Origin of the sequence: Haemophilus sp. SZY H36, from assembly GCF_018829625.1 — a bacterium.
Classification (GTDB): domain Bacteria; phylum Pseudomonadota; class Gammaproteobacteria; order Enterobacterales; family Pasteurellaceae; genus Haemophilus; species Haemophilus haemolyticus_K.
In genome coordinates, this window is the sequence record NZ_JAHKKA010000002.1 from 182022 (window position 1) to 199802 (window position 17781).

17 protein-coding genes are annotated in these 17781 nt (G+C 37.0%); 7 read left to right on the forward strand and 10 right to left on the reverse strand.

Annotation, left to right across the window (positions count from 1 at the left end):
- Positions 1-9: 9 nt before the first annotated feature.
- From KP713_RS04610 to acpP, 3 genes are all read right to left on the reverse strand, one after another.
- Complete coding sequence (locus KP713_RS04610) at positions 10-717, reverse strand: 4'-phosphopantetheinyl transferase family protein (protein ID WP_215769980.1); 708 nt, start codon at positions 715-717, stop codon at positions 10-12.
- Positions 718-776: 59 nt separating this feature from the next.
- A complete protein-coding gene (locus tag KP713_RS04615; protein ID WP_005631480.1) occupies positions 777-2108 on the reverse strand; it encodes an anaerobic C4-dicarboxylate transporter in 1332 nt (443 codons plus the stop codon).
- Between the two features lie 205 nt (positions 2109-2313).
- On the reverse strand, positions 2314-2544 hold the full coding sequence (gene acpP / locus KP713_RS04620) for an acyl carrier protein (RefSeq protein ID WP_005627318.1): 231 nt from the start codon (positions 2542-2544) through the stop codon (positions 2314-2316).
- Positions 2545-2920: 376 nt separating this feature from the next.
- On the opposite strand from acpP, the gene nudF reads away from it, so the two are divergent.
- Together nudF and cpdA are read left to right on the forward strand one after the other, a co-directional pair.
- On the forward strand, positions 2921-3553 hold the full coding sequence (gene nudF / locus KP713_RS04625) for an ADP-ribose diphosphatase (RefSeq protein WP_215769981.1): 633 nt from the start codon (positions 2921-2923) through the stop codon (positions 3551-3553).
- Between the two features lie 9 nt (positions 3554-3562).
- Positions 3563-4387: a 3',5'-cyclic-AMP phosphodiesterase gene (cpdA, locus tag KP713_RS04630; RefSeq protein ID WP_140585559.1), complete on the forward strand. Its 825-nt coding sequence runs from the start codon at positions 3563-3565 to the stop codon at positions 4385-4387.
- Between the two features lie 55 nt (positions 4388-4442).
- On the opposite strand, the gene purN is transcribed toward cpdA, so the two are convergent.
- From purN to KP713_RS04645, 3 genes are all read right to left on the reverse strand, one after another.
- On the reverse strand, positions 4443-5063 hold the full coding sequence (gene purN / locus KP713_RS04635; protein WP_215769982.1) for a phosphoribosylglycinamide formyltransferase: 621 nt from the start codon (positions 5061-5063) through the stop codon (positions 4443-4445).
- Positions 5064-5161: 98 nt separating this feature from the next.
- Complete coding sequence (purM, locus tag KP713_RS04640; RefSeq protein WP_215769983.1) at positions 5162-6199, reverse strand: phosphoribosylformylglycinamidine cyclo-ligase; 1038 nt, start codon at positions 6197-6199, stop codon at positions 5162-5164.
- Between the two features lie 381 nt (positions 6200-6580).
- Positions 6581-8803 carry a FepA family TonB-dependent siderophore receptor gene (locus KP713_RS04645; RefSeq protein ID WP_215769984.1) on the reverse strand — a complete coding sequence of 741 codons (2223 nt, stop codon included), beginning with the start codon at positions 8801-8803 and terminating at the stop codon, positions 6581-6583.
- A 209-nt stretch (positions 8804-9012) separates the two neighbouring features.
- Between KP713_RS04645 and KP713_RS04650 the strand changes: the two genes are divergently transcribed.
- From KP713_RS04650 to ychF, 4 genes are all read left to right on the forward strand, one after another.
- The gene (locus KP713_RS04650) at positions 9013-9714 is read left to right on the forward strand and encodes a 7-cyano-7-deazaguanine/7-aminomethyl-7-deazaguanine transporter (protein WP_215769985.1); all 702 of its coding nucleotides are present in this window, start codon (positions 9013-9015) and stop codon (positions 9712-9714) included.
- Positions 9715-9761: 47 nt separating this feature from the next.
- Positions 9762-11069, forward strand: coding sequence for an MFS transporter (locus KP713_RS04655; RefSeq protein WP_215769986.1), 1308 nt, complete (start codon positions 9762-9764; stop codon positions 11067-11069).
- A 126-nt stretch (positions 11070-11195) separates the two neighbouring features.
- On the forward strand, positions 11196-11780 hold the full coding sequence (gene pth, locus KP713_RS04660) for an aminoacyl-tRNA hydrolase (protein ID WP_140577973.1): 585 nt from the start codon (positions 11196-11198) through the stop codon (positions 11778-11780).
- Positions 11781-11827: 47 nt separating this feature from the next.
- Positions 11828-12919: a redox-regulated ATPase YchF gene (gene ychF / locus KP713_RS04665; RefSeq protein ID WP_005627284.1), complete on the forward strand. Its 1092-nt coding sequence runs from the start codon at positions 11828-11830 to the stop codon at positions 12917-12919.
- A gap of 93 nt (positions 12920-13012) precedes the next feature.
- Here ychF and mtr read toward each other — a convergent pair whose 3' ends face one another.
- Positions 13013-14269 (reverse strand): tryptophan permease, encoded by a 1257-nt coding sequence (gene mtr / locus KP713_RS04670; RefSeq protein ID WP_215769987.1) that lies wholly within the window; start codon positions 14267-14269, stop codon positions 13013-13015.
- A gap of 140 nt (positions 14270-14409) precedes the next feature.
- Here mtr and KP713_RS04675 point away from each other — a divergent pair, with 140 nt between their 5' ends.
- Positions 14410-15180, forward strand: coding sequence for a M48 family metallopeptidase (locus KP713_RS04675; protein ID WP_215769988.1), 771 nt, complete (start codon positions 14410-14412; stop codon positions 15178-15180).
- Positions 15181-15266: 86 nt separating this feature from the next.
- On the opposite strand, the gene pfkA is transcribed toward KP713_RS04675, so the two are convergent.
- From pfkA to yaaA, 3 genes are all read right to left on the reverse strand, one after another.
- A complete protein-coding gene (gene pfkA, locus KP713_RS04680; RefSeq protein ID WP_048953918.1) occupies positions 15267-16232 on the reverse strand; it encodes a 6-phosphofructokinase in 966 nt (321 codons plus the stop codon).
- Positions 16233-16338: 106 nt separating this feature from the next.
- Complete coding sequence (locus KP713_RS04685; protein ID WP_048953919.1) at positions 16339-16920, reverse strand: HI_0983 family protein; 582 nt, start codon at positions 16918-16920, stop codon at positions 16339-16341.
- Complete coding sequence (gene yaaA, locus KP713_RS04690; RefSeq protein WP_215769989.1) at positions 16913-17689, reverse strand: peroxide stress protein YaaA; 777 nt, start codon at positions 17687-17689, stop codon at positions 16913-16915. Before yaaA ends, KP713_RS04685 begins: the two co-directional genes overlap by 8 nt.
- Between the last annotated feature and the right edge of the window lie 92 nt (positions 17690-17781).

The window sequence follows — 17781 nt, forward strand, 5'->3', positions numbered from 1 at the left end:
TTTTCTTGATTAATTCACCTCATAAAGAACGCATTTTTGAAGTTCTTTTATCTGTAAACTTTCACCACTCCACTCATAAAAGTGCGGTAATTTTTCTTGATGATTGACAAAAGCGGCTAAATAAACAGGGAGTTCATCAGTAAACGACAACTGGCCTTGCGGACAATAATCTGAAAAAATTTTTTGTTGTTCAGGAAAATGACGAACATTGGATAATTTTACAATCCCAAATCCTTGAGATTTCAATACAGCTTCTCGCAAACACCAACAACGATAAAAAGCCTTCAAAGAATCCTGCTGATGATGAAACCAATCAATTTCTTCTTTTGGTGCAATATGTTCCATCAACGCCGTAAAATTTCTTATTTTAGGAAATTCAATATCAATTCCCACCGCACTTTTTTCTTCATTTCTAATATCTAATATTACCGCCACCCAATCACCAGAATGGCTAATATTAAAATCTATTCGCTCATCAAGAAAATAAGGTCTGCCACTTTCGGTACGATGAATTTGAGATAAAAGTGCGGTGGATTTTCCTGAGATTTTTAGAAGTTGGAAAAGTAATAAGTGAGCAAGCCGACGGCACTGATGACGCTGAAAAACACGCGAGCTATTCGTTTCAATTTGATATAGATTTTCTGGAATCAGTTCATCGGGTAAGGATTCCAAAGAAAAAGGTTGATTTATATTGCCGTAGGCGATGTAGGTTGTCATAAAATAAAAGCACCATTCAAAGGTGCTTTTATATTAAAAGGATTTAGTTTATGTGTAAATTAGCGAATCACTAATTCCGCCACAGAAACACCGACCAAGCAAGCAACAACAACCCCAATTAAACCTGGCACCATGAAACTGTGGTTAAAATAATATTTACCAATTTTCGTTGTACCCGTTACGTCAAAGTTTACAGTAGCAATATCTGACGGATAATTTGGGATGAAGAAATAGGCATAAGTTGCGGGCATTAAACCAACCAAGATTGGTGCTGGAATACCTAAACCAATACCAACAGGTAATAACATAACTGCGGTTGCTGCTTGACTGTTAATTACGACAGAAACTGCAAATAATGCCAATGCGAATGTCCAAGGATATGTTTGAACCATATCAGTAATCGCAGCTTTAAATTCTGGCATTGCATATTGGAAGTAAGTATCGCTCATCCAAGCAATACCATAAATCGCAATCGCTGCCACCATACCAGACTTAAATACTACGCCATTTGGCACGATTTGAGGATTCGTTTTCGTTGCGAGTAAAATCACACCACCAAAGCAAAGCATCATCATTTGGATGATTAGCGACATGGAAATTGCTTTTCCGCTACCGATAGTACGAATTTCAGGAATCATCGCAATCGCAACAATCACCACCAATGCTAATAAGAACAAATAAACTGATTTTTTAGCACCTTGTGGAAGGGCTTCATTCAATGTTGTGCTTGTGGTATTTAAAATACGTTCACGCCATACGGGATCTTGTAAGCGACGTTGATATTCAGGATCTTGTTCTAACTCTTTACCACGACGCATACTATATAAAGAAAGCGCTATCGTACCCGCTAAGGTTGCAGGAACTGTTACACAAATAATATCTAACAAACTAATATGCTCAAAACCAGGCATTGCAGTAATTTTACCTAGATAGAAGACAACAGCTGCAGAAAGTGGGCTAGATGTGATCGCTAATTGAGATGCCACCGAAGACGCTGCCATTGGACGCTCTGGACGGATTTTGTTTTTCAATGCAACATCACCGATGATTGGCATAATTGTGTAAACAGAGTGACCTGTACCTAGCATAAACGTTAATAAATACACGACTAATGGGCCGAGTAAAGTTACACGTTTTGGATTTTTACGGAGAATGCGTTCGGCAATTTGTAACATAAATTTCAAACCGCCTGCCGCTTCAAGTACGGATGCACAAGTCACCACCGCAAGAATGATGAGCATTACATCAATCGGCGCTTTCCCCACTGGCATACGGAATACAAAAACTTCGATAGCAAGACCAATACCAGAAACAACGCCTAATCCGATACCACCGTAACGGCTTCCCATATAAAGCATTAATAATAAGAATAAAAATTCTAAATAAAGCATAAGTACCTCAAAAATAAAAAAACTGTGAAAATAATACCCTTTTTGAGGCATAAAACTAAATATTTTTTAAATTTTAGAGCAAGAATTTTATTAAAAGGTAATTCAGATCAATTTTACAATGCAGGAATAAGGGAAAAGTGCGGTGATTTTAGAAAGAAATTTTTGAAAAAAAATTAGGCGACTTAAAAAGTCGCCCAACTTGAAATTATTGATTGTTTTGCACGTAGTCAATCGCAGATTGAACAGTTGTGATTTTTTCAGCTTCTTCATCTGGAATTTCGATATCGAATTCTTCTTCTAAAGCCATTACTAATTCAACTGTGTCTAAAGAGTCCGCACCTAAATCTTCAACGAAAGAAGCTTCAGATTTAACATCTTCTTCTTTAACACCTAATTGTTCAACGATGATTTTTTTCACGCGTTCTTCAATACTCATTTGTTTTTCCTATTTTGTTGGTTTTAACTCATAAAAGAGCAGTTAGTGTATGTATTTTTTATCAACTTGCAACTATTTTATAGGCTGGTCGCACCACGAAATAGACAATAAAAAAACATACACCGAGAAAAAAGCTGCATAGCACGTCTGATTCTATCACTATCTATCACACTTTACCACATTCTATAGTCTGAATTTTACTGCCTGTTCTAGATAACGCCCAAAAACAGGAAACGTGATTATCAATGAATATTTTCTGCTCAATACCTAATAATATTTTGTGACTCACTTCAAACTTTCAGTAAAAAGTAATCCCATTCTATTTTTTTTATCATCTTTTAAGCGTATTATCTCCAGCGAAGTATTGGAGAAAAAGATGTCTGACATTCAACAATTTAGTCAAGAAGATATGGAAATTGTGGCGGAAAAAACGCTATATAAAGGCTTTTTCACGCTAAAACAAATTCAATTTAAACATAAGCTATTTGCTGGTGGTGAAAGCGGGATTGTCACGCGAGAGTTACTCGTTAAAGGTGCAGCTTCTGCAGTTATTGCCTATGATCCTAAAGCTGATTCTGTCGTTTTAGTTGAACAAGTACGTATTGGTGCAGCTTATCACCCTGAACCCATGCGTTCACCTTGGTTGCTCGAATTAATTGCGGGCATGGTGGAGAAAGATGAAAAACCAGAGGAAGTCGCTTTACGTGAAAGCAAAGAAGAAGCAGGAATAACCGTAAAAAATTTAACTCATTGCTTGAGTGTTTGGGATAGCCCTGGTGGCACGGTAGAAAGGCTTCATTTATTTGTTGGAAAGGTAGATAGTACACAGGCAAAAGGCATTCACGGCTTGGCTGATGAGAATGAAGACATTCGCGTACATGTTGTAAAGCGCGAGCAAGCGTATCAATGGATGTGCGAGGGGAAAATTGATAACGGCATTGCGGTCATTGGATTGCAGTGGCTTCAATTAAATTATGCTCAATTACAAAAACGTTGGTTACGTAATTAGGTGGCATCGATGAAAAATACCTTTGTCTATCAAACAGAGAAATCTATCATAAAATTATTACAAATTACTGATCCGCATTTATTCAAAGAAAAAGAAACTGCCCTTTTGGGTGTAAATACACAAGCAAGCTTCACTCAAGTATTAAAAGAAATCCAACAAGAAAATAATACATTTGATATTATCCTTGCTACAGGTGATCTAGTTCAAGATGGGAGTGATGAGGGATACCACCGTTTTGTAGAAATGGTGACGCCTCTAAATAAACCTATTTTTTGGATACCAGGTAACCATGATTTTCAACCTAAAATGGTAGAACACCTAAACAAAACACCAATAGAAAGTGCAAAGCATCTTTTATTGGGTAAATATTGGCAAGCATTATTATTAGATAGTCAAGTTTATGGTGTTCCTCATGGTCAACTCAGCCAACACCAGTTAAATTTATTAGAAGAAAAACTTGCACAACATCCTAATCGCTATACGTTGGTAGTTCTACATCACCACTTATTGCCAACAAATTCTGCTTGGCTTGATCAACATAACTTGCGCAATTCACATGAACTGGCAGAAGTACTTGGGAAATTTAGCAATGTAAAAGGTATTTTATATGGGCATATTCATCAAGAAGTTAATGCTCTTTGGAATGGCTACCAAGTAATGGCAACACCCGCCACAAGTATCCAGTTTAAACCGGATAGCCATCATTTTACACTGGATAATCTACAACCGGGTTGGCGTGAAATTGAGCTACATGAAAATGGTTCAATTTACACTCAAGTAAAGCGTATCCAAGAAGCTCAATTTTTACCTAATATGCAAGAAGAAGGCTATTAATACATAAAACGACAGAATAAACTCTGTCGTTTTTTAATTATTTATTTGCATAGCCTTACTCTGGTAAAGGAATATCATCCAAATAAGCCACACCATTTTGAAGCTTTAAACGATTTTCCACAAACCATTTCACCACGATCGGATAAATACGATATTCTTGTTCACGAGTACGAGCTTCAATAACTTCCACCGTATCATCATCAAAAATAGGCACCTTGGCTTGTAATATAATGGCACCATTATCAACTTCCTCATTGACAAAATGTACTGTCGTACCATGTTCTCTATCGCCAGCGTCTAAAGCTCTTTGATAAGTATTCAAGCCCGGATATTTAGGTAAAAGTGAAGGATGAATATTAATAATCTTTCCCTCAAAACGTTGTATAAACTCAGGTGTCAGGATTTTCATATAACCAGCCAGCACAATTAAATCAACATCAAATTTATCCAACTCATCAGCAATAGATTGATCCATTGCCAAATTGCTCTCAAAATTATTGCGTAAAAAAACACGTGAAAAAATACCCGCACTTTGAGCCCGAATTAAACCAAAAGCATTTGCTTTATTGCTTATAACACAAACAATTTCCGCGGGTATTTGCTGTGTTTGGCAAGCATCAATTATCGCTTGTAAATTATTACCTTGACCAGAAATTAGAATGGCGATTTTTTTCATAATATTATCGATAAAATAGTACTCAATAAGTTTCACTTTTAATATCTAAAACATAGGGGCAGATATAAAATCTGCCCCTAAACCCGAATAATAATATGCTATAAGATCACAACCTTTTCATCATTTTCTTTAACATCTTCTATGTGGCCAATTAACCATGCATTCTCACCGGCTTGTTTTAATATCGCCAATGCTGTATCAATTTGATCTTGAGGTAAAGCTATTACCATTCCAACACCACAATTAAAAGTGCGGTACATTTCATAGGTATCAATATTACCCTTTTCTTGTAACCATTTAAAGATTACAGGCCATTGCCAACTTTTTTCGCAGATGACCGCTTTAGCATTTTTGGGCAAAACACGAGGAATATTTTCCCAAAAACCTCCGCCAGTTAAATGCGCAATAGCATGAACATTGACTTGTTTAACTAAAGCTAATACTGATTTCACATAGATTTTTGTTGGAGCAAGTAAATGTTCACTCAATGGCTTTCCTTCAAGCAGCGCTGTCGCTGGATTAACATCTGCAACCTCAATAACTTTACGTACCAAAGAATACCCATTAGAATGTGGTCCACTAGAGCCTAATGCAATTAAAGCATCTCCATGACGTACCTGACTACCATCAATTATTTCAGATCTTTCCACTACACCTACGCAGAAGCCAGCCAAATCATAATCACCCTCGTGATACATGCCAGGCATCTCAGCAGTTTCCCCTCCCACTAAAGCACAACCAGCCTCTACACAACCATCTGCAATACCTTTCACAACATCAGTAGCTATATTTACTTCAAGTTTACCCGTGGCATAATAATCTAAGAAAAACAGCGGTTCGGCACCTTGCACAACTAAATCATTCACACACATAGCAACTAAATCTACACCAATAGTATCGTGTTTTTTTAAATCAATTGCTAAACGTAACTTCGTACCAACTCCATCTGTGCCAGAAACTAAAATAGGTTCTTTATATTTACTTGGAATTGAACATAAGGCACCGAACCCACCTAATCCACCAATGACTTCTGGCCGTGTTGTGCGTTTTACTTCCGGTTTAATTCGGTCAACCAAGGCATTGCCAGCATTAATATCTACACCGGCATCTTTATAGCTTAATGATGGTTTACTCACTATTTTTTTCCTATTGAGATATTGGAGAAATAAAATCGAAATTGATTTTAACAGGTTAAGCAAACGTTTGCGATAAAATTTTTATGCTTAAATAATAAAAAATCTGCACCTCAAAAGTTTCCTAAGTTAAGGCTCTTGAGGTGCAGATAGTTATGAGTATTGAATAATTAAAAATTAATCTAGAATGTATAATTTACATTAAAGCGAATATCACGACCAGGTTCAGGCAATGTTGACACACCTGCACGTTGGCTGTGGCTTCGATAATATTTGTTATTTATTTTGTGTATTAAATCCAAAATCTCTTTGCGTTTTTGTGATCTAAGTTGGCTACACGTAAAAAAGCCCTGTATAAACAGGGCTTGAATCATCTATTCTTACTTAGAAAGTATATTTTACCGTTGCGTAATATGCACGCCCCGGCTCATTGTAAGTGCTTGCTCCATTATTTTTGCGATAAACATGTTTATCAAATAAGTTGCTCACGCCAATACGTACACTAATCGTATCTTTCCAGTTATAGCCTGCACTTAATCCCCAAACGGCATAACTACCGATTTCAGTTGAGTTAGCTAATGCTACCGCATTTTCCATTCTAATCTCTTTTACTTTACGACCTACTTGTTTACCATATTGTGTATAAGTCAGCATTGCATCAAAACCATCTGTAATCTGATAGCTCAAGCTAGAATTTAACGTATATTTCGGCACAATAGAAAGCGGATTGCCAGTATCTTTATTTTTGGTTTTGTGCATATAAGTGAAGTTATTAACCCAAGATAATTTATTCTCGATTAATGGTAAGGTTAAATTTCCCTCTAGACCTTCAACAAGTGCACGATTCGCATTACTCCATTGGTATACTTCATTTTTATTAGAAGTCACACCAATGAGCTTATCTGATGGAACAATTTTGTTACGATAATCATTACGGAAGTATGTAAGAGATGCGAGATAACCGTCTTTATTGTATTCCACACCAATCTCTTTATTCCAACTGGTTTCTGGTTTTAAATCTTCATTACCTTGGAAATAACATGCATAATCACCTGCGGTTGGGCAACCTTGTCCACGTGTATAAAGTAAATAATTTGGATTAGTTTGATAAAGATTTGGTGCTTTATAAGCTCTAGCAATTCCCCCCTTTACATTCACATTATCCGTGACAGCATACAGGAAATTAAGCCCACCGCTCACATTCGCCCCCGAATAACTATTATGATCATAACGAGCCGAAGGTGTTAAAATAAGCTTATTAGTCGCAGAAATATTATCTTCTAGGAAAATAGCCCATTCGCTCTGGCTAGAATAACCACCTCGATTTGTTGTAATACCAGGGAATGTTTCTGTTGAATCAGAAATAATTTTCCTTTCTCTTTTACCTCCATTTTTTGGCACAAAAATCACTTTTTCTCCAAGATTTTGTGTCATTGATTGCTTATCATCTAAGCTACTATGTGTACCTTCAAATCCCAAGGTCACCATGTGTTCTACACCGAATGTAAATGGGATATAGAATTCTGAGCTTAAACGCGTATTTTTTAAAATTGAGTTAGTAAAACCTGTAGTGCTGGTATAACTTCCCTCTGGACCACCGGCTAATCCTTCAGGTAATCGGCTATTTTTAGTTTTATCAAACGCGATATAAGTTTTGTTATCAAAATGATCAAACTTACCTTCATAAGTTAACGCATAATTTTGTCGGTATAAACGAGCAGTTTCCGCCTTTGAGCTAGCAAGTTGTCTGGTATAAGGTGCTTTAATACTATTGTAAAGATCAGTCGCACTATTTTGTGTATCACCGTTATAAATATTACCTTGACGGCTAAAACCGGAATCCAAGGTTAATTTATTTTTTTCATTGATATTCCACACCAAACGGCCATTAATATCTTTATTACGTACACCTTCACGACCAGCAATCGCAGGATTTCCATTAATACCGACTTCATCCGCTAGAGTTTTGTTCCAGTTACCATATAAACGGAATTGCAATACATCTTTAATTAACGCACCACTTAGATTAAAACCAACACGATTCGTTGCGCCTTCGTCGCTATCTTCCGGCTGGTTAGTGTAATAGCTTAAGCTACCGTGTAAATCATTGGTAACAGGTTTAGTGATGATATTAACCACCCCACCCATTGCACCTGAACCATAGCGTGCTGCTGAAGGACCACGTAATACTTCAATTTTTTCAATCGCTTCAACTGGCACCCAGTTGCTGTCGCCACGAGAATTACGCTCACCACGCACACCATAACGCTCTGCATTACGAGAGGTAACAGGTTTTCCGTCCACTAGAATTAATGTATTTTCAGGCCCCATACCACGAATATCAATTTGACGTTTATTACCACGTTGTCCTGTGGATGAGTTACCCGTTAAATTCACGCCAGGCATGGTACGTAATACTTCAGAAATATCATTTGTCGCTGGGCGTTTCTCTAAATCTTTTGCAGTAACAAGAGAAGAACCAAGTGATTGTTTTACCTGATTCTCAGCAGTAATTTTAATTTCATCTAAAGATTCGGTCTGATTTGCATAGCTAACAGTTGCAATAAAAACAGATAAAGGCAGTAATGCAAATTTAGTTTTTTTCATATTATTTCCTTAAGCATATAATTGATAAAAATTATCGTTTTTTTTTGTATTTTATGTCAAGTAATAAATTTCATAGAAAAAATGAAAATTTTTGTCATGCTATTTCGCTGATACTATCTTGCAATCCAAATAAATCTGCGTATTATCTACCGCCTCATCTGAACATCTCGGGTTCCCTCACCCCGATTCTTAGTTTAAAAAGGTACAAAATGAAATTAAATACACCAATCTTTAATGCACAACAAAAATATCGAGCCGTTATTTGGCTGAGTTTTTTTCATATTCTGATCATTGCAGCCAGCAATTATTTTGTGCAGATTCCTTTCGAAATAACGTTAAAATTAACCGCACTTGGTGCAGACAATGATTTTTCTTTTCATAGCACCTGGGGAACCCTCACTTTTCCTTTTATATTTTTAGCAACAGATCTCACAGTGCGCGTATTTGGTGCAAAAGATGCGCGGAAAATTATTTTCGTTGTTATGTTTCCGGCATTAATTGTCAGTTATGTTGTCTCTGTTTTATTTTCCGAAAGCCAATTCCAAGGCTTTAACGCATTAACCCAATTTAATATATTTGTATTTCGCATCGCAATTGCCAGCTTCTCCGCTTATGTTGTTGGACAATTATTAGATGTCATCGTATTCAACCGTTTACGCCAATTAAAAACATGGTGGATAGCACCAACTAGCTCAATGACATTTGGCTCCATGGCTGATACATTTGTCTTCTTCAGCGTTGCGTTCTATGAAAGTGCCGATCCATTTATGGCTGAACACTGGGCTCAACTTGGTTTTGTCGATTATTTATTTAAGCTATTTGTCGGTATTATGCTATTTGTGCCAGCTTATGGCATTGTGCTAAATATGATTTTGCTAAAGCTGCAAAAACTTACCGCTACGCACCTTTAATATAGCAATATGCACATGATTTTTTATAACAACAAAAAGGAACAATAATGACACAACATTCTCTTTCTCTTCGAGAAAAAATTGAACAAAGTCCTATGAGCGGTTATCAATGGTTAATTGTCGTGATGGCTGCCATTATGAACTTATTAGATGGCTTTGATGTCCTCGCACTTGCCTTTACTGCAACGGCCATTCGTAGCGAATTTAGTCTATCTGGCATAGAGTTAGGTTATTTATTAAGTGCGGGTTTATTTGGCATGACGGCGGGATCACTTTTCCTTGCTCCACTAGCAGATAAAATCGGTCGCCGCCCATTACTTTTAATTGCGGTATTTTTATCAGCTGTTGGTATGTTAGGTTCAGCATTTATTGCCCAATATGAAATGCTCGGTTTCTGGCGAGTCATTACAGGCCTTGGTGTAGGTGGAATTTTAGTTGGAACCAATGTGATTACCAGTGAATATTCATCAAAAAAATGGCGTAGTTTTGCCATTAGTGTATACGCTGCGGGTTTTGGTATTGGTGCCGTATTGGGTGGAATGTTTTCCGTTATGCTACAAAGTGAGTATGGCTGGCGCTCCGTCTTTTTAGCAGGAGCAATTTTAACCGCCTTATGCTTTCTTATTTTGCTTATTTGGTTACCTGAATCAATTGATTTCTTAACGAACAAGCAGCCTAGAAATGCAGAAATACGCTTAAATATGATAGCCAAAAAAATTGGTTTAGGTGAAGGATGGGTATTACCATCTAAAATAGAAAAAATAAAAACTAAATTACCTATTACTCAGTTATTCAGCGAAAAATACTTGCGTTCAACCTTATTAATTTGGACCTCGTTCTTTGCCATTATGTTCAGCTTCTATTTTGTGAGCTCATGGACACCCGCCCTACTAAAAGAGGCTGGAATGACCACCGAACAAAGTGTTAGTGTAGGCATGATGATCTCACTAGGTGGAACCTGTGGCGCATTAATTTATGGCTTACTTGCAAGTCGTTGGACTGCCCGTTCTGTATTAATTTTATTTACCCTATTATCTTCTGCATCCGTGATGTTATTTATTGGTTCAGCCTCCATTTTATGGTTAGCAATGGTATTCGGTATTCTTGTTGGCGCATTAATGAATGGATGTATTAGCGGATTATATACATTAAATCCACTCACCTATGATGCTGATATTCGTGGTACTGGTGTAGGTTGGTCTATCGGTGTTGGGCGTATTGGCGCAATTTTAGCCCCTACTGTTGCAGGTAAACTTTTAGATAGTGGTTGGGAAAAACAAAATTTATATATTGGTGTTGGATTTGTTCTCTTAATTTCCACTATTGCCCTCTTCTTTTTAAAACGTCGTCATTAATCGAATTTCCCGCTCACTTGAGCGGGTTTTCTTTGATATAACAGTCTTTACCAATACAGACTATCCTTTCAAAACATTCTCTTTTTCGCTACAATACGCCACTATTTTTTACATCATCAAATAAAAATGTCAGAAATAAAACTCATTGTTGGTTTAGGAAATCCTGGCGATAAATATACCGATACACGCCACAATGCAGGCGAATGGCTTATTGAGCGCTTGGCACGTCGTTTTAACGTTTCGCTAAATCCAGAAAGTAAATTCTTCGGAAAAACTGCCCGCACTTTAGTGAATGGAAAAGAAGTTCGCCTTTTAGTGCCGACAACTTTTATGAATTTAAGCGGTAAAGCGGTTGGGGCATTGGCAAGTTTTTATCGTATTAAACCTGAAGAAATTTTAGTTATTCATGATGAATTAGATTTACCGCCAGGCACAGCAAAACTCAAACAAGGTGGCGGGCACGGTGGACACAACGGCTTAAAAGATATTGTGGCTCAACTAGGCAATAACAATAATTTCTACCGTTTACGTATTGGCATTGGGCATCCTGGCCATCGTGATTTAGTGGCAGGTTACGTCTTAAATAAACCCTCACCGGCAGATCGCGATGCACTTGAAAAAGTGCTAGATGAAGCGACTGATTGTATAGAAATGATTTTCAAAGATGGAATGGTCAAAGCGACCAACCGTTTAAACAGTTTTAAAATTTAAAAGTGCGGTTACTTTTACAACCGTTTTACTCAAAATAAGGAAAAATTATGGGATTCAAATGTGGTATTGTGGGATTGCCAAATGTCGGCAAATCTACTCTTTTTAACGCGCTCACTAAAGCTGGTATTGAAGCCGCAAACTATCCATTCTGTACTATCGAACCAAATACTGGTGTCGTGCCAATGCCAGATCCGCGTTTAGATGCATTGGCAGAAATCGTTAAGCCTGAACGCGTATTGCCTACCACGATGGAATTTGTGGACATCGCAGGCTTAGTTGCGGGAGCAAGTAAAGGTGAAGGCTTAGGTAACAAATTCCTCGCTAATATTCGTGAAACCGATGCGATCGGTCACGTCGTTCGTTGCTTTGAAAATGACGATATCGTGCACGTTGCGGGGAAAATTGACCCACAAGATGACATTGATACCATCAATACCGAATTAGCCTTAGCAGACTTAGACAGCTGTGAACGTGCGATCCAACGTTTACAAAAACGTGCAAAAGGTGGCGATAAAGAGGCTAAATTTGAACTTTCTGTTATGGAAAAAATCCTCCCTGTACTTGAAAATGCGGGAATGATTCGCTCTGTTGGATTAGACAAAGAAGAATTGCAAGCAATTAAGAGTTACAACTTCTTAACTTTAAAACCAACAATGTATATCGCAAACGTAAATGAAGATGGTTTTGAAAATAACCCATATTTAGATCGCGTTCGTGAAATTGCTGCAAAAGAAGGTGCAGTTGTTGTTCCTGTATGTGCGGCAATTGAATCTGAAATTGCGGAACTTGATGATGAAGAAAAAGTCGAATTTTTACAAGATTTAGGCATTGAAGAACCAGGATTGAACCGCGTAATTCGTGCGGGTTACGCACTTTTAAACCTCCAAACTTACTTTACCGCAGGTGTAAAAGAAGTGCGAGCTTGGACTGTTTCAGTTGGCGCAACCGCACCAAAAGCAGCAGCAGTAATTCACACCGACTTTGAGAAAGGCTTTATCCGAGCAGAAGTTATCGCTTATGAAGACTTTATCCAATTCAACGGCGAAAACGGTGCAAAAGAAGCGGGTAAATGGCGTTTAGAAGGCAAAGATTACATTGTACAAGATGGCGATGTGATGCATTTTCGTTTTAACGTGTAAGCCGTCAATATCACTCTATTAAAAATTTATATGGTCGATAAACAAAATTATCGACCATTTTATTTATTTAATTCTAATACCTTTTATTTAATACTAGCCTGTAAAGCTAGATAACCATCCCAAATTTATACCCACCTGAGCAATTATATTTAATAATCCAAACAAAATAATAAAGCCAATCATCATACTTCCCCCATAGACTTTATAATCTGCCATTGGAAATTTTTTACGACTTGCACGAACCAACAAGGCAGGCACAATAGCGGCCCAAATCGTTGCAGCAAGCCCAGCATAACCAATCGCAATCACAAATCCATAGGGAAACTGGAGGCTTAACAACAAAGGCGGAATAAATGTCACTATTGTTGTTTTTGTTCGTCCTAGAAAGCTATCATCAAACTTTAATAAATCAGCAATATAATCAAATAACCCTAATGTTACCCCTAAAAATGAACTTGCAATCGCCATGTAAGCAAAAAAATTCAGAATAATCGCGATATAATCAGTTTCAATATATTTATGTAACGCTTCCAGTAAAGCAGATACATCCCCCCCTTTTTCTATTACTGGTGCAAATTCTGTACGCGGTAAATTACCTTGAATCGCTAATTGCCATAAAATATAAATAACGAGCGCTAAACTGGTTCCAATAAAAATCGCTCTCATTACTCGCTGAGCATCTCGATTATAATATTTCACTAAGCTTGGTACATTGCCATGAAATCCAAAAGAGACTAAACACACAGGAAGTGCGGTCAATATATAAGGTAAATATTGCTGTTCACCAGAGCTTACGGTATTCAATAACACCTCTTTTTTTACCGAACTAAGCAATCCCGTCGTTGAAAGAAAAAAAGCAACAACCATTCCCGCAATTAAAACCGTCGTAAATCGATCCACAGCTTTTGTAGAAAACCAAACGAATACAGCTAAAACAACACAAAAAATTAAGGAACCTGAAGTACGCCCAATTTCTACCGCACTTTCTGGTGATCTCAAAAATTGATTTAATAAACTTTGTGTAATACCACCACCAGAGGTTATATAGGCATAAGTTAAAATATAAAGTACAAAAGCAACCGATAAGCCATTTATAAGATTCCATCCCTTGCCTAGCAAATCTTTCACAATCGTATCAAAGCTTGCGCCCATCGGATAATGCAAGTTAGCCTCTAGAATCATTAATCCTGACGTAGTCATACAAAACCAGGTATAAATCAAAGCTAAAATGGAACCAATAAACCATACACCAGCAGTTGAAGTTGGATTAGCTAACATACCTGCACCAATTGCTGTTCCGGCAATAATCATCGCTCCACCAAGCAAAGAAGGCTGTTTTTTTTGTATCATAATCTTTTCTCAAAATAAAAATTCGCACTATTATAGTAGTGCAATGATAAAACGCAATATTTTATCTCTCGTAAAATGGTTACAATATCCCTATAATCAATCTATATTGTTTACTAGATATTTTTATAAGATTGTTCAATATGCTTAAAGACTATAAAAAACCGTTTTTTATCCTTCTCAACTCTTTTGTTCTTGCTGCTTGCGTAAGTTCAGCTGAAGTTAACCAACAATCAGAACACAACTACAGACAAGAAATTAATAAAATGAAAGCAAGAGGTGAAATAGACTATAGCTCCACAACAGCAAAACGCATTCACTCAATCTTTGAAAAAATGGTGCCTTATGCTGATCGTGAAAATCACACTAATCTGCCTTTCAAATGGCAAATAAATGTTATTAAATCGGATCAACTCAATGCATGGGCAATGCCTGGTGGAAAAATGGCATTCTATACAGGATTAGTGGATCGTTTAAAACTTACTAATGATGAAATCGCGACTGTTATGGGACATGAAATGGCACATGCATTAAAAGAACATGGTAAATCTCAAACAAATTTTGGAATAGTCACCAATATTGCTGCACAGCTTACTCATGTAGCTCTTTCAACAACCATTGGAGAAGAGGCTAGCGGATTGGCTGTCGGATTAGTAAAAGATTACGCTTTAGATAAACCTTATTCACGTAGTGCAGAAACAGAAGCAGATGAAGTTGGATTAATGTTAATGGCTAAATCAGGTTTTAATCCTCAGGCTGCGCCAGGGCTATGGGATAAAATGAAAACGGCATCTGACCATACAGGTGGTGTATTGGCAGCACTGTCATCAACGCATCCTACTGATGAGTCTCGACAAGAAAATTTGAGACGTTTATTGCCGAAAGCGATTGAACTTTATAAAAGTTCTAAGTAGATAGAATAGACTAATCAAATTCTATTACTAATCCTGAAATATAAAAAACAGGCACAATATGTGCCTGCTCAAGATTAAATAAAAGATTATTCTAAACGTTTTGCGACTTCTAACCAATCAGCTTTAAACTCACGTTGCATATTGTTAATAGCATCAATGATATCATGATGAACAAGTCGTTCATTTTGAATTCCCACGCAATAACCACCTTTGCCTTGAAGTAACAAATCAACGGCATATGCGCCCATACGAGACGCAAGTATTCTATCAAATGCACAAGGTGAGCCACCACGCTGAATGTGACCTAATACGGTTGCACGAGTTTCATGCCCTACACGCGCTTCAATTTCTTTCGCAAGAGAATGCACATCAGTTAATAATTCTGTAATCGCAATAATTGCGTGACGTTTACCACGGATAATACTACGTTCTATTTGTTGAATAAGTTCTTCTCGATTAAATTCAACTTCTGACGCCACAATATATTCACATCCCCCCGCAATCCCCGCAGAAATCGTTAAGTCACTACAATGACGTCCCATAATTTCTACAATTGAAATACGTTGATGAGAACTTGATGTATCACGTAAGCGGTCGATAGCATCAACAGCTGTTTGCAAAGCAGTTTGATAACCAATTGTATAATCAGTACCCGCTACATCATTATCAATCGTACCAGGCAAACCAACACAAGGAAAACCATGCTCTTCCGTTAATAATTTTGCCCCCATATAAGATCCATCACCACCAATAACAACTAATGCATCAATATCATGAGAACGCAAAATTTCCGCACATTTTGCTCTTACAGTAGAATCTTTAAATTCAGGAAAACGGGCGGAACCTAAAAACGTACCGCCTCGATTAATAATATCAGAAACACTATAACGGTTTAGTTGTTTAATTTTATTATTAAATAAACCTTGATAACCATCATATATTCCAAACACTTCCAAGCCTTCGGCAAGTGCTGAACGAACAACCCCTCTGATTGCTGCATTCATACCTGGCGCATCGCCTCCACTTGTTAATACTGCAATTTTTTTAATCATAATTTCCTACTTCTAATCTCAATTGAAAATACTGTTAAGATTACACCATTTGAGGTATCTGCTCTAGTGAAATCTTACGAGATTTTGATTCTGTGTAACACTTATATTAATGCTTACAATCCCATAACCATTCTAGATCTTGCAAATGCTTAATCTCTTTTTCGACAATATATTTTTGGATATATTTACGTACTTTTTCATCAGAAAAACGAGCTGAAAGATAAGGTTGTTGTACTTTTTGAGCATATTGAAACTGCACAAAACCACACTGAGGCAAATCACGGCCCCTCATCATATTTACCTGCCAAGAGGGATTTTCTTTTGTTGGTGAATATACCACATACCCCTCTAGTTCAGTCGCATTAGGAGATTTGTCAGGAACAATATCAAAATGAAAATGCTTTACCCCCGTATTGCGATAAATACGCTCACGTAACGCAATACGCGATGTTATTGAACGCGGAGGATGATTACGATCAAAAAGCACCTCTATTTGTGACTGCCAATTTTCTAAGGTATCTGGCTTCGCAACATAAACATATCGAGCTATCGTATCTAAATCTTGACTACCCGCAAGTACATAATTTTTTCCATTATGCTCAATTTGGGTAGGAATATTAAGTTGTGTTAATTTAGTTGCACAGCCTGAAAGTAAAAGTGCGGTCAATATGATAAAAATTTTATTCATTGATATCTCGCTTAAATACAAATTCGGTTTCAGTTGATGATGTTGAATCAAACCAATAACCACCTAAATCAAATTCTTTTAATTGTTCAATTTCGGTTAAACGATTTTGAATAAGATAACGGCACATTAAGCCTCGAGCTTTTTTAGCATAAAAGCTAATTACTTTGTATTTGCCATTTTTATTGTCTAAGAAAACAGGTTTGACTATCTTGGCCTTAAGCTGGTTTTCTTTAACCGATTTATAATATTCATCCGAGGCTAAATTTATCAGAATATTATCACCTTGTTCATCAATAGCTTGTTGAACCGCTTGGGTAATCACATTTCCCCAAAAGGCGTACAGATCTTTTCCTTTTGGATTGACTAATTTTGTGCCCATTTCTAATCGGTAAGGTTGCATTAAATCAAGCGGTTTTAAAAGTCCATAAAGGCCAGAAAGCATACGTAAATGGGATTGTGCAAAGGCAACATCATCCTCAGAAAGTGAATCAGCATCTAAACCAGTATAAACATCTCCTTTAAATGCAAATAATGCAGCACGGGAATTGTTTTCATTGTGAATTTTTGTCCATTCAGCAAAACGTGCAACATTTAGACCGGCTAACTTATCGCTGATAGACATAAGTGATGAAAGATCTTGCGGGGAAAGTTTACGACAAACTTCAATAAGCTGTTCGCTGTAATCAGTAAAGTGCGGTTGAGAAACAGGAAAATTTTTTACCGCACTTTCAAAATCAAGAGTTTTAGCGGGAGAAATAATAGCTAGCATAGTCATCCTTTTATCAGAGATAATCCTTGGTATTTTAGCATAAGTTAATAGTCTGAGGCAGACAATGATTTGGTCTTTTTTGAAACTATCAC

Excerpts from the sequence above, each read along its gene's own strand:
- KP713_RS04610 (WP_215769980.1), bottom strand. The coding sequence starts at position 717 with ATGACAACCTACATCGCCTACGGCAATATAAATCAACCTTTTTCTTTG.
- KP713_RS04615 (WP_005631480.1), bottom strand. The coding sequence starts at position 2,108 with ATGCTTTATTTAGAATTTTTATTCTTATTATTAATGCTTTATATGGGA.
- acpP (WP_005627318.1), bottom strand. The coding sequence starts at position 2,544 with ATGAGTATTGAAGAACGCGTGAAAAAAATCATCGTTGAACAATTAGGT.
- nudF (WP_215769981.1), top strand. The coding sequence starts at position 2,921 with ATGTCTGACATTCAACAATTTAGTCAAGAAGATATGGAAATTGTGGCG.
- cpdA (WP_140585559.1), top strand. The coding sequence starts at position 3,563 with ATGAAAAATACCTTTGTCTATCAAACAGAGAAATCTATCATAAAATTA.
- purN (WP_215769982.1), bottom strand. The coding sequence starts at position 5,063 with ATGAAAAAAATCGCCATTCTAATTTCTGGTCAAGGTAATAATTTACAA.
- KP713_RS04645 (WP_215769984.1), bottom strand. The coding sequence starts at position 8,803 with ATGAAAAAAACTAAATTTGCATTACTGCCTTTATCTGTTTTTATTGCA.
- KP713_RS04650 (WP_215769985.1), top strand. The coding sequence starts at position 9,013 with ATGAAATTAAATACACCAATCTTTAATGCACAACAAAAATATCGAGCC.
- KP713_RS04655 (WP_215769986.1), top strand. The coding sequence starts at position 9,762 with ATGACACAACATTCTCTTTCTCTTCGAGAAAAAATTGAACAAAGTCCT.
- pth (WP_140577973.1), top strand. The coding sequence starts at position 11,196 with ATGTCAGAAATAAAACTCATTGTTGGTTTAGGAAATCCTGGCGATAAA.
- ychF (WP_005627284.1), top strand. The coding sequence starts at position 11,828 with ATGGGATTCAAATGTGGTATTGTGGGATTGCCAAATGTCGGCAAATCT.
- mtr (WP_215769987.1), bottom strand. The coding sequence starts at position 14,269 with ATGATACAAAAAAAACAGCCTTCTTTGCTTGGTGGAGCGATGATTATT.
- KP713_RS04675 (WP_215769988.1), top strand. The coding sequence starts at position 14,410 with ATGCTTAAAGACTATAAAAAACCGTTTTTTATCCTTCTCAACTCTTTT.
- pfkA (WP_048953918.1), bottom strand. The coding sequence starts at position 16,232 with ATGATTAAAAAAATTGCAGTATTAACAAGTGGAGGCGATGCGCCAGGT.
- KP713_RS04685 (WP_048953919.1), bottom strand. The coding sequence starts at position 16,920 with ATGAATAAAATTTTTATCATATTGACCGCACTTTTACTTTCAGGCTGT.
- yaaA (WP_215769989.1), bottom strand. The coding sequence starts at position 17,689 with ATGCTAGCTATTATTTCTCCCGCTAAAACTCTTGATTTTGAAAGTGCG.